Below are 12,211 nucleotides of genomic sequence, written 5' to 3' on the forward strand. Positions count from 1 at the left end.
AGCATAGTGCATGTCAGGAATTAAAATAATTTTCAAATATACCGTTGTGGTGGGTTTGTTTGCGGGATTGTATTCCTGCAAACGCGAAATACCAAAGCGGGAGCTGATCAGTAATTATGAGATAAACGATTTTTCAGAATTATTTCATGTATTCTGGACTGGGCTCAACACCAATTACCAGTTCTGGGATGTAGAAACGGTGAACTGGGACAGTATGTACCGGGTCTATAAGCCAAAATTCGATTCGCTGAATTTGCGTCCCTATTCCGATACCACCACCAACCTGGGTTTTCAATACATGGCCGATATGACCAAGGACCTGAAGGATGGTCAGTATGTACTCCAATTGTGGTCGGGTGGTGATTACCGGTTTGAGGACAGCCTGTATAAATCGTATATCAGCTTTATTCCAAAATTGCAAAGAACACAACGCATCCGGCCCGCCCTGCCCGATACCTTGTTCGATTACATTTCCCAGTATAATTACCTGGATGAATTTGACTATGGTGTTTATAAGAATTATAATACCAATGTGGTTTCACAAATTACTACCGGAAGGATCAGAAAAGGGGCAAAGGATCTTTTGTATACCGGTATCAACAACTTTATGTTGAAAGAATCGTATGATGCCAAATACGTAACCTACCCACCCCGCCCGGTAATCAAAAACCTGTTTGACAATATTCACAAGGGCAACTGCGATGGCATTATCATTGACCTTCGTAATAACCGGGGCGGCAACCTGGAGGACGTGGATTTTTTTGTAGGTCAGTTTACGGCAAAACCGGCTTTGTATGGCTACATCAGGTATAAATCAGGGAGTGGCCGGTTAGATTATACGCCTGCATTGCCTTTGAATATTACCCCGCAAACGGGGGCTACCGATTTCAAAAAGCCCATTGTAATACTGGCTGATATTTACTCTTCAGCGCTTTGTGAATCGGTGATCCAGGCATTTAAAGGCCTGTCTAACACCAAAGTAACGGTCATCGGCGAGCGCACTTATGGCACCGCCGGCCTCATCACCGGTAACGATATCAGTACGAACGGAGGTTCCTTTAATATGGGTTCTTTTGCAACTGCCCGGATGTCGAATGCCGCCTTGCTGGACAAGAATCATAAATTTAATTTCTCCGGTATCAGTCCCGATGTGGAAGTAACGTACGATGCGGCATCTATAAATACCATGTTGCAAACCGGCGTCGATATTCAACTGGAAAAAGCGATAGAGTTTCTGAATCAATAGGGGAGATAATCATTTTGCGTTTTAATGTTATAATTATGGTTACACGTATTAATAATCTGATAAATAAAATAAACAGCAGGTGGGGGCGAAGCGCGCTGCTTTTGTTGGTGCTGAGCAGCACCTTAGGCGCCTGCAGAAAAGAAGTTAAACCGGAGCGGTTGACCAGCTATTACGGGAGGTCTTATACGGAGATCTTTGAAGCGTTCTGGAATGGGATGAATACCAACTATATGTTCTGGGATGTAGAAACGGTTAACTGGGATAATATGTATAAGACCTACAAGCCCCGGTTTGAATACCTTGACCAGACTAAAAATGACCCCCAAAATCCCCAGCGGGCAGTACAGTTCCTGGTTGATATGACCAAGGACCTGGCGGATTCTCATTTGTCGCTGAGCTTTAACGGGTTGACTGACTATATGATCAGCGGTTATCCTGTCACAGGCACCAACGTTTTCAATCCTTCAGCTATCAGGCATCAGTTAAGAGGTGATGAACTGTATGTTCCCAGGAGCACATTCGATGTGATCATCCCTAAATACTATCTCACCAAAGCTGAGATGGGGACCGGAACTGCAAACGATGGCACTGTCTGGCGTATTAATATGGGAATAATCCCCCGTAATAATAAAAATATCCTGTACCTGGAGTATAAGGATTTTGAATTGCAAAGCCAGTATTATGCAGTTAATACCACCGCAAACCCGGTAAAACCGGTGCTGGATAATTTCTTCCGGTATACAAAAGATCCCTCCATCGATGGATTGATCCTTGACTTACGGGGAAACCCCGGTGGCAGTGTGCCTGACCTCGATTTCCTGTTGGGCCGCCTTGTTACATCACCGGTGCATGTTACCAATACCCGCACCAGGAATGGAAATGGCCGGTTGGATTATACTCCCTGGGTAAAAGGTTATGTGCATCCGCAACAGGGAAGTACTGACTTTAAAAAACCTATTGTCGTATTAGTAGATAAGAATTCGGTGAGTATGTCGGAGATGACCTCCATGTCAATAAAAGCCATATGGCCCAACGCAAAACTGGTTGGTGAACATACCTGGGGGGGTACCGGACAGATACCATCTTCAGATGTAAAATACATGGGTGGCCAGTTTGTTGCGGCCAACTTTGTACAGGTATATTGTGCGGGGGTGGAGTTAAGGGATGTTAACATGGTCTGTTATGAAAATAAAGGCCTCACGCCCGACATTCAAATAGCTTATGATACCACCGCTATCAAAAGAAATATCGACGTACAGTTAGAGAAAGGTTTGGAAGTGGTGACCAAATAATTCAAAAGATTTGATACCGGTCAATGCCGGGGAATTTCCGCTATGGGTCATCGGGAAGTGCCCTTCCGGGAGCCACTCCCCGGCGCCGACCGGTAAATAATAGATAAATGAATTCATACCGGTCCATGCCGGGGAAGTTTTCGACTGGGTCATCGGGAAGTGCCCACCGGAAACCCATCCCCCGGTAATGACCGGTAAATAAAAAAGTCCCCTGACGATCTTGTCGGGGGACTTACATTTTTATAAGTTGTTATTAAAACTTGATCTGCAATTTCTGGCTAACCAGTTTGTCGTCTTTGTAATACTCGTACAGCCATTCTTCATTTTTCTTAAATACAACGCCAGCCACAGAACCGTTCTGTGCAATGAAATAATCGGGCGTGGAAGTTTTCAGTATGGTCAATACCTTTTTGGGTGTGGTATCTATCAACTGAAATCCATTGGGGGTGGCTTGTGCATATAAAGTACCGGTGGCATCTGTTATGATAGTTGCAGCAATTACAGCCGTCGCAACTGCCGCCGGGGTTGTGGCTACCGGCGCAGCAGGTACAGGTACTGCACTGGCGGTTGGCGCTGGCGCGAATGTACTGCCATCATACTGATAGGGAGCTGCTTTCACAGAAGTATAGGCATCTCTTAATGCACCATCATACGCCGGTTGAAATTCCTTTTCGCGGCTTTTACCTTCTTTACTTTTAAAGATGATATTGCCCTGGCAGTCCTTTAACTGGATCGTAAGATTGGTAACAAAGAGCCCTTTTTTCTCTGTTACATCGGCCAGTAATGCGCTGCACTTGTTGGCAGCTACATCCTGTGGCAACTGGCTGTTACTCATAATGGCAGTAAAGCCTTTTTCTTCTAGCAGGTCTCTTAACGTAGTGTTCAATCCATATTGGTTCTCCGACTTGGAAAAGGAGAACTTTTCGGGTACAATCACATACTTGAAATTATTGATACTGGTTTGTGCATGGGCGGTTATGGCAGCAAATGCCAGCATAAGTAAAACGGGTGCTTTCATAATATAACTTGCTTCAGGTTGTTACGAATTTAGGTAAAAGTAAAACAAGTTATTAAAAAAGAGCGATCAGGGATAATCCGCTTATTTACTGGGTATTACACACCAAATGGTATTGGTGGCATCATCCGCTACCAACATATAATTCTTTGTCATAGCCACGCCCACGGGCCGGTCGTATACTTCGCGGTTATTTTCATCGGCTATAAACCCGGAAAGAAATGGTTGCCGCATCCAAAAAGGGCCACTGCGATCAAACAAGCTAAATATATTCTAAGCATAACGATCATATTGCATGTATTGCTTCAACTCATATGCCCTCCGTACTATATCTAACAGGAATGACTTTTGCAAGGCTCCCCAAAAGCCGCAACTATGACCAAACTTGCCCTGCTAATTGGTTTACAATCCGTTGCTCTTATGCAAGCATTGGCTCAATCGGTACCCCTTACAGATTCATTAGTGGTAACCCGGCCGGCTGGCAAACAATACATTGCATCGGGCAGTAAAATGTTCTGGTGGGGCGAACACTATCGCCGTGAATGGGCTACCGAGGTGCGTTTCCCCGTATTGAACCTCGAGACGGCCAAGGGCGGATTAACTCCCCAGAAAATGGGCGGTGGGCATCAAACCAAAACACTTCGGTTAATTGGTGGCGATGGAAAGGAATATGTGTTGCGCACCATTGATAAAAGCCTGGACGTATTGGTGCCCGACGAGTTTAAAGGAACATTTATAAACGATCTTGTAAACGATCAGATCAGTACAGCGCACCCTTATGGTCCCGTGGCCATTGCCAAACTGGCTGATTATTTACACATACTACATACGAATCCTGTAATATTATATGTTCCTGGTCAGCCGCGGTTGGGCGAGTATGATTCGGTCTTTGCCAATAAATTATGCCTGTTGGAAGAAAGGCCTTCCGGAAAAGGATGGGACCACACCGCATTAAGCGATAATGCCGATGATATAGACAATTCTGAAAAATTATTCGAGAAGCTATTTAAGAATACGAAGAACCAGGTTGATCAACAGGCGTTCCTGAAAGTTCGTCTGTTCGATATGATCATAAACGACTGGGACCGGCACGAAGATCAGTGGGTGTGGTGTGCCCATGAAGACAGCTCCAGGACCTTATACGAACCTTTTGGCCGGGACCGCGACCAGGCGTTTTCCAGAACGGATGGTATTTCCCTTTGGTTGATCTCAAGGCCCTGGGCCTTACGGCCTTTACAAAATATGCATTACAAGGTAAAGGACATGCTGGGACAAAACTTTTCAGCCCGTAACCTTGACCGGCAGTTGCTGAACCAGCTTACAAAAGAAGACTGGGAGCAAACGATCCACACGGTTCAACAGGCATTACCCGATTCGGCTATCCGCGCCGGTATCAATACCATGCCGGATGAAGTGAATGCCATCTCTGGTGATTTCCTGGTGAAAAGATTACGGCAGCGAAGAGATCATTTGCCTGGTTACAGCATGAAATATTATCGTTACTTAAGCCGACATGTCACTATTACCGGATCAGAAAAGAATGAGTCCTTTATTTTTTCAAAGATAGATAACAGGCATCTGGCGGTGACCGGCCTCAATGAGAAAAGCGATACATTCTATTACCGCGTGTTTGATCATAATGCCACCAAACAGATCAATGTATATGGACTGGAAGGTAAGGATCGGTTTATTTTTACCGGCGATGGAAAGAATAAATTCCTGATCCGGGCCATTGGTGGTAAAGGCGTTGATAGTTTTATAACAGCAGGAGAGGGCAATGGTCAAAAAGTACGGGCATATGATCATAGCGATAATAATTTCTTTGCTGATCACCAGTTCAGGATCAATCATAGTTCAGACAGCCTCTTTGACTACAAAAGGAATTCGGTTAAATATGATTGGTGGATACCCCTGATCATTCCCGGGTACAATCCCGATGACCAGGTTATTTTAGGACTGGGGCTTTTATACAAAAGACAGCAATGGGGCAAAACGCCTTTTGGCTGGCAGCAAAGTTTTGTGGTGAATTATGCATTTGGTACCGGCGCACTGGGTTTTGGTTATAAAGGACTGTTTAAACAAACCTTTGGTAAGTGGGACCTTAATCTGGCAGCAGCCTACAAGGGACCCCGATATATTTTAAACTTTTATGGTTTAGGGAACAATACCGAGCTGTTGGTAAAATCAAGATCTTTCTATCGCACCAAAGCAAAGAACTGGTATGTTAGTCCGGGTATTAGCAGGGATTGGAGTAACAGCTCCCTGCGGTTTGGTTTACAGTTTGAGACCATGCAGATCCTGCCTAACGAAAATAAGTTTGTGTCGGGCGCGTACTCGGAATTGGATTCAGCCGTGTTTGCTACCAAATATTTTGGCGGAGTGAATGGTACCTGGCAATATTCCTCCCGGAACTCCTTAAAGTACCCTACGAAGGGACTCGGTATAGAAACCGGTTTTTCCTATTATAACAACCTGCAACAAACGTCGAGACAATTCCTGAATTTGAATGGTTCCGTAAGTTTGTATTACACTTTCTTCAACCGGTTAACCTTTGCGCATCGCAGCGGCGCAGCAACCAACATAGGTAACTACGAATTTTACCAGGCCAATACACTCGGTAACTCCGAGAATTTAAGAGGGTACTGGCGCACCCGTTTTGCGGGCAGAAGCAGTGTGTATCAAAATACAGAGTTGCGGTACCGGCTCGCTAATTTAAGAGGTTATGTATTTCGTGGTCAGCTTGGCCTGCTGGGATTTTTCGATGACGGACGGGTTTGGATAAAGGGGGAGCGCTCCAATGATATACATACGAGTTATGGAGGAGGTATTTATTATCTCCCTTATAATTTAATGGCGTTTACTGCCTATTTCTCTACTTCAAAAGAAGTGTCGTTTGTAACATTAAGGGCCGGTTTCTTTTTTTAAACGGGTTGATCAATAATCTTCGAGCGGTTTGCCTTCTTCTGTTTCTGGGTCTTCATCAACCTGTTTTCCTTTCAGGTTTTTGGAGGTTATCAGCTCGGCTTTTCCTTTTTCCTGTTCAGGCATTTTATCAACGCCCTGTTTGTCCCTGTTCTCAGGAACGGTTTCACCGCTTTTTGTTTGTTTGGATTTATTATGGGCGGGTGCTTGGTTTTTCATTATTAACAGTTTAATAGTTATACTATTTCAGTTCTTGCTGTAACCTGTTGTTGATCGCTTCTTCCAGTGATTCCGGCCAGGTAGCTGCATCCTCATCTATTGCCGTTAAACGTTTGAGGTCTGGGTCCCAGGTAAATATATGTTCATCACCGCCGTTTACACTCACATAAAATCGTTGTTCGTCATTGTAGGTAAATGCCTCCGTACTTATCTGGTAGGGAACATCATCTACCAGCAGATCGTACAATTTGCGATTCTGTGGTTTTCTTTGTGTTGGGCGATTGTCGGCAAAGGCCTGGGCGAGTTGTTGACTGGCCACTTTTCCTGAAGTGCCTTGTTTGTTTTTGACTCCTTTTCCTGACATAGTATTGATTTTAAGCTCCTGTGCACAGTAATTATGCCAGCAGGTACTGTCTTAAGTATTCAACAATACGTGGAATGTATGGTGCTGGCATTAAAATGGCTGAGGGAAATGTTTGCCCCGATCTTTTACCGCACTGGCATAAGAATTAATGTGAATGTGAGGTGCAGTTTGCTATTTTTAAAATGCGGGTGCCATGCAAATAGAAACGGGCCAGAATGAATCTAAAAAAGCCGAACGTGTTCGACAAGCAAATGTAAATCATACAATTTGGCTGGGTACTTACATAATATTGGGGTTGATATGCCTTGGAATTTACTTCGTTGTACGGCTGCGGGTTTTGGGCATCGTGACAAGGTATCATACACTCATCCAGAAATCCTTTCTTGCAGGCTTTTTTATTTTCCTTGTACTTACAACATCCAGATATGCGCAGGCCCTTATTAGCAAGTATAAACATGTAAAAGCCATTGCCTATAATCTCATACAACTGGTGCGCATCATTGCCGGGATCGGCATAGGGATGATCATAATAGCATTTCTGTTTCAAAACTGGTACACGGCTGCTGTTTCTTTGGGTTTGATCTCCCTGGTGCTTGGGTTCGCCCTGCAAACACCTATCTCATCTTTTATCGGGTGGCTTTATATAATTGCAAGAAATCCGTATAAAGTCGGTGATCGCATTCAGATCAATGATTTCAAGGGCGACGTGGTTGAAATAGGCTATTTGGATACCACGCTTTGGGAATTCAGTGGCGATTACTTAACCAATGACCTGCCGAGCGGCAGACTGATCCGTTTTCCTAACACCCTGGTATTTCAATATGAAGTATATAATTATTCGTGGCGCAAGTTCCCTTATATCTGGAACGAGATCCCGTTTCATATAGCTTATGAAAGTGATTTTGCCTTTGTGGAAGAAGTCCTGCGCCGGATCACAAAAGACGTGTTGGGACCTGATCTGGAAGAAAAAGTTAAAGAGTTAAAAGTACTGGTAAAACAAACAGCCATTGATGAACTAACCATCCGTGAATACCCGTTTATAACCTTACGCATAAACGCTAATACCTGGGTAGAAGCATCGGTGAACTACCTCGTTGATCCCAAAAAAGCATCTTCTGTCAGAACAGAAATTATCAGACGGGCCGTTCCTGAATTACTCAGGCAAACTGATAAGGTCATGTTCCCTAAATCGAATAACCGATAAGACAGTAATGTTATGTTAAGGGTATTTCTATCCTTAATACCTGGAAACAATTACTTTTGCCGCCAATAATTACAGGTATTATGGAATATTCAAAGACCTATACGGCAAAAGACGAGCACATAGACTTTCAGAACATTATGGATGGCTTATATTATCCTTTTTATATGGAGTGGTGCCGGCACGATTACATCAAAGAAGTGCTGGGTTTTGATTTTATAAAGGAAGCAGAGAACGGGGTGAACATGGTATTATCAAAATACACCTTGCAATTTGTTCGGTCTTTGAAAAAAGGAGATGAATTTGTTGTTACCTGCAGCCCCCTGGTAGATAAAACCAATAAATCGGTATTGCATTTTAAACAAACCATTCTGTTGAATAACAAGGTGGTGACCAAAGCGGTTTTCTCCGGTACCTGCGTAGGCGCCAATGGCAGGCCCTTTCTGCCAGAAAATTTACTGGAAAAGCTGGCCGGTGTGCCCGAATGGGATGGACAATTATAGGCCGGAGGGACGCAAGCCTGGAAAAACTACCACATTTTGACCATTAATTGTCAAATGTTAGCCATTTATAAACTGTAAAAAGCGTTGGCTACCAATAGGAAAACCGACCTAAACCCTTGCAGGACAGCCCTTTTGCAAATTTTTTGCAGGGTTTGCCATCATTAAATCGGTAAAAAGCTGGTTAGGCAGGTCGTCAGCAGCGCTGTACTTTTACATCATCAACAACGGTAGCACGGAAAGAAGCAAAGAAAATGAGAAGCTACCCGAAGCCAAAAGCTTCACACACAAATTAGATTTATCTTTTTTTCATATGGCAAGCAATCGTTAGAGGTCGTCTGTTTCTACAGAGGACTTTTTTCTTTTATGGCATTTCCCAGTGTAAAGTCTATTTATAGTTTTACCTGCTATTTATCCCCTTCTTTCTTAACTCCCTTGAACAAAGCAAATAACGCCATTGCATGGCCGTGCCCCAGTTCAAATTCATCCTTCAGCCATTGAACGATTTCCCCTGCTTTTATGCCTGCGGTTAATTTTCCCTTGGTGAGAAAGCCTTTCTTCTCGGCCAGCTTTTTGAATTCAGTAGGTGTTTTACCGGTCTTAGTCTGTATGTTGTCTAAATAAGCCTGAAATGACATATGGTTGTGTTTATATGTCAAAGGTATTCCAGTGGTATAAAACGACTGATGGCTGAATGTGACAACTTAAAGGGGCGTTTATGACATGTAGTAATTGAAGCGATTCGCGCCAACCGCCATCCCGTGATCACTATGGTTTTAGTGAGTTTTTCCTGCTGCCTTTTCAGATGCTTTTTATATATTTCGCTTCAGGAAATACGCCAGCCGGGGCGGCAAACAAAAGGCTTCCGTGGTTGTTATATCTCAAATCATATTATCTTAATTATTTATTTTGCAGCATGAAAAGTTGGAAAAGCGTGGAAGTGATAGAAGATTTCTATACCCTTTTGGAAAATTCGAACTCAAAACCCCAGATCATCTTCAAAGACAGCAGGACTTGTGGTATTAGTGCCCATGCAAAACACCGGCTGGAAGACGGGTTTGAACATATAGCAGGCAAGGCCGATTTCAATTACCTCGATCTACTGACTTACAGACCAATTTCTAACCTGATAGCCAAGGAGTTAAAAGTTACTCACCAGAGTCCCCAGATCATTTTAGTAAAAGACAAACAAGTGGTCTATACATCTTCGCACCATGCTATAGATCCGGCAGTTATAGCTCGTCATTTGTCGTAATTTTTACGACATTTGCCCTTTTTCAATCACTATGAAGGTTTGCATTGCTGAAAAGCCAAGCGTGGCCCGGGACATTGCAGCGGTAATTGGCGCCAAACAGAAAAAGGATGGTTATTTGGAGGGAAACGGGTACCAGGTTACCTGGACCTTTGGGCATTTTTGTACCCTAAAGGAACCACATGATTATACCGATCAGTGGAAATACTGGCGGCTGGAGGACCTGCCCATGATCCCCCCGAATTTTGGCATCAAACTCATCAACAACGATGGTGTACAAAAGCAGTTCAAGGTAATAGAACAGCTGGTACAGCAATGTGAAGAAGTGATCAACTGTGGTGACGCGGGCCAGGAAGGGGAGCTGATACAACGCTGGGTGTTGCTCAAGGCGCAATGCAATGCGCCCGTTAAAAGATTATGGATCTCCTCTCTTACCGAAGATGCCATTCGCGAAGGTTTCCAGAAATTAAAAGATTCCAATCAATACGATAATTTATATGCCGCAGGCAGCGCCCGTGCTATTGGCGACTGGCTGCTGGGGATGAATGCTACCCGTCTGTTCACCAAAAAATTTGCCTTGGGAAAAACCGTGCTTTCCATTGGGCGGGTCCAAACCCCTACACTGGCCATGATCGTGGCCCGGCAAAAGGAGATCAATGCATTTGTTTCTGAAGAATACTGGGAGTTAAAAACAGTGTACCGCGATGTGGAGTTCACGGCTACCATCGATCGCATAAAAGTGTTGGACAGGGCTGAAAAAGGCCTGGCTTATTTGAAAGAACATCCTTTTGAGATCACTTCTTTTGAAAAGAAAGAAGGGAAAGAAGGCAATCCCCGGCTGTTCGATCTGACTGCCTTACAGGTGGAAGCCAATAAGAAATTTGGTTATTCTGCAGATGATACCCTGAAATATATCCAGAGCCTGTACGAAAAGAAAATGACCACTTACCCAAGGGTAGATACCACTTACCTCTCGGAAGACCTGCATCCAAAAATTGAGGGTATTATGCGCGACCTGACGCCTTATGCGGCTTTGACGGCGCCGGTGCTGGCCAATCCCATCCCGAAATTAAAAACGGTTTTCGACGATAAGAAGGTTACCGATCACCATGCCATCATTCCAACCGGCGTATATCCGTCAAATTTGTCGCCAGAAGAGAAGCGGATTTACGATCTGGTTGCGCGGCGTTTCATTGCAGCGTTCTACCCTGAATGTAAAATTTCCAATACGACTGTATTAGGCAAGGTAGGGCAGGTGCCCTTTAAAGTGACCGGTAAACAGATCCTGGAACCGGGCTGGCGGGAAGTATATGCCAATGATGTAAAGACCGAAAAAGAAAAAGAGGAGGAAGAAGAAAAAGTACTGCCCGTGTTTGTGGTAGGTGAGAGTGGTCCGCATACTCCCCGCATCCATAAAGGAAAAACTTCTCCGCCCAAAGCATATACGGAGGCTACTTTATTGCGTGCCATGGAAACGGCGGGTAAACAGGTGGATGATGAAGAAATGCGCGAGTTGATGAAGGACAACGGTATTGGACGCCCCTCTACCCGTGCGAATATTATTGAAACCCTTTTCCGCCGCAAGTACATTGAGAAAAAGAAGAAAAATATCTACGCTACACAAACCGGTATCGATCTCATAGATACCATACAGACCGAACTGCTCAAAAGTCCCGAGCTCACGGGGATCTGGGAACGTAAATTACGCCTTATCGAAAAAGGAGAATACCCCAAGGATACGTTCAAACAGGAGCTGATACAAATGGTGATTGACCTTACAATAGAAGTAAAAACGGCTACGTACAGATCAATTACAATTGTGGAAAAGCAACCGGAGAAGAAAGAAAAAGAAAAGGAGAAGGACGACAAACCCAAAAAGGAAGCGAAACCAAAAGAGCCTAAGAAGGCTGTTGTGATTGAAGAACAGCAATGCCCCAAATGCAAATCGCATCCATTGAAAAAAGGGAATACGGCCTATGGTTGTGCCAATTTCAAGGTTTGCGGTTTTAAAGTGCCATTTGAAGTGTTTGGCAAAAAGCTCACCGATAAACAAGTTACCGATCTGTTAACCAAAGGTAAAACGGGTAAAGCAAAGGGGTGGATGGTAGGTGGAGCGGAACAGGAGGGGAAATTGAAGTTGAATGATGTGTTTGATTTGGAGATAGAGTAGGTAAGTTGATCAGTTGATCAGGTTAACAGG

The 12,211-nt window shown here is 44.0% G+C and carries 12 protein-coding genes; 7 read left to right on the forward strand and 5 right to left on the reverse strand.

Annotated features, from left to right (window positions below; translation table 11 throughout):
* Positions 1–10: 10 nt before the first annotated feature.
* Positions 11–1,246, forward strand: coding sequence for a S41 family peptidase (locus J7I42_RS26795; protein ID WP_209141980.1), 1,236 nt, complete (start codon positions 11–13; stop codon positions 1,244–1,246).
* Positions 1,247–1,281: 35 nt separating this feature from the next.
* Positions 1,282–2,538, forward strand: a complete 1,257-nt coding sequence (locus tag J7I42_RS26800; protein WP_209141982.1) for a S41 family peptidase — start codon at positions 1,282–1,284, stop codon at positions 2,536–2,538.
* A 253-nt stretch (positions 2,539–2,791) separates the two neighbouring features.
* Here J7I42_RS26800 and J7I42_RS26805 read toward each other — a convergent pair whose 3' ends face one another.
* Together J7I42_RS26805 and J7I42_RS26810 are read right to left on the reverse strand one after the other, a co-directional pair.
* Positions 2,792–3,556, reverse strand: a complete 765-nt coding sequence (locus J7I42_RS26805) for a hypothetical protein (RefSeq protein ID WP_209141984.1) — start codon at positions 3,554–3,556, stop codon at positions 2,792–2,794.
* Between the two features lie 81 nt (positions 3,557–3,637).
* A complete protein-coding gene (locus J7I42_RS26810; RefSeq protein WP_209141986.1) occupies positions 3,638–3,814 on the reverse strand; it encodes a hypothetical protein in 177 nt (58 codons plus the stop codon).
* 114 nt (positions 3,815–3,928) lie between these two features.
* On the opposite strand from J7I42_RS26810, the gene J7I42_RS26815 reads away from it, so the two are divergent.
* Positions 3,929–6,478: a BamA/TamA family outer membrane protein gene (locus J7I42_RS26815; protein ID WP_209141988.1), complete on the forward strand. Its 2,550-nt coding sequence runs from the start codon at positions 3,929–3,931 to the stop codon at positions 6,476–6,478.
* Between the two features lie 9 nt (positions 6,479–6,487).
* On the opposite strand, the gene J7I42_RS26820 is transcribed toward J7I42_RS26815, so the two are convergent.
* Positions 6,488–6,694, reverse strand: a complete 207-nt coding sequence (locus J7I42_RS26820; RefSeq protein WP_209141990.1) for a hypothetical protein — start codon at positions 6,692–6,694, stop codon at positions 6,488–6,490.
* Between the two features lie 22 nt (positions 6,695–6,716).
* The gene (locus tag J7I42_RS26825) at positions 6,717–7,058 is read right to left on the reverse strand and encodes a hypothetical protein (protein WP_209141992.1); all 342 of its coding nucleotides are present in this window, start codon (positions 7,056–7,058) and stop codon (positions 6,717–6,719) included.
* A gap of 193 nt (positions 7,059–7,251) precedes the next feature.
* Here J7I42_RS26825 and J7I42_RS26830 point away from each other — a divergent pair, with 193 nt between their 5' ends.
* Together J7I42_RS26830 and J7I42_RS26835 are read left to right on the forward strand one after the other, a co-directional pair.
* Complete coding sequence (locus J7I42_RS26830) at positions 7,252–8,262, forward strand: mechanosensitive ion channel family protein (protein WP_209141994.1); 1,011 nt, start codon at positions 7,252–7,254, stop codon at positions 8,260–8,262.
* A gap of 80 nt (positions 8,263–8,342) precedes the next feature.
* On the forward strand, positions 8,343–8,762 hold the full coding sequence (locus tag J7I42_RS26835) for an acyl-CoA thioesterase (protein WP_209141996.1): 420 nt from the start codon (positions 8,343–8,345) through the stop codon (positions 8,760–8,762).
* A gap of 404 nt (positions 8,763–9,166) precedes the next feature.
* On the opposite strand, the gene J7I42_RS26840 is transcribed toward J7I42_RS26835, so the two are convergent.
* Positions 9,167–9,397: a DUF4287 domain-containing protein gene (locus tag J7I42_RS26840; RefSeq protein WP_209141999.1), complete on the reverse strand. Its 231-nt coding sequence runs from the start codon at positions 9,395–9,397 to the stop codon at positions 9,167–9,169.
* A 278-nt stretch (positions 9,398–9,675) separates the two neighbouring features.
* Here J7I42_RS26840 and ytxJ point away from each other — a divergent pair, with 278 nt between their 5' ends.
* Complete coding sequence (ytxJ, locus tag J7I42_RS26845) at positions 9,676–10,014, forward strand: bacillithiol system redox-active protein YtxJ (RefSeq protein ID WP_209142001.1); 339 nt, start codon at positions 9,676–9,678, stop codon at positions 10,012–10,014.
* Between the two features lie 31 nt (positions 10,015–10,045).
* Positions 10,046–12,181, forward strand: a complete 2,136-nt coding sequence (locus J7I42_RS26850; RefSeq protein ID WP_209142003.1) for a type IA DNA topoisomerase — start codon at positions 10,046–10,048, stop codon at positions 12,179–12,181.
* Positions 12,182–12,211 lie beyond the last annotated feature (30 nt).

Source organism: Niastella soli (assembly GCF_017742245.1).
Classification (GTDB): Bacteria; Bacteroidota; Bacteroidia; order Chitinophagales; family Chitinophagaceae; genus Niastella; species Niastella soli.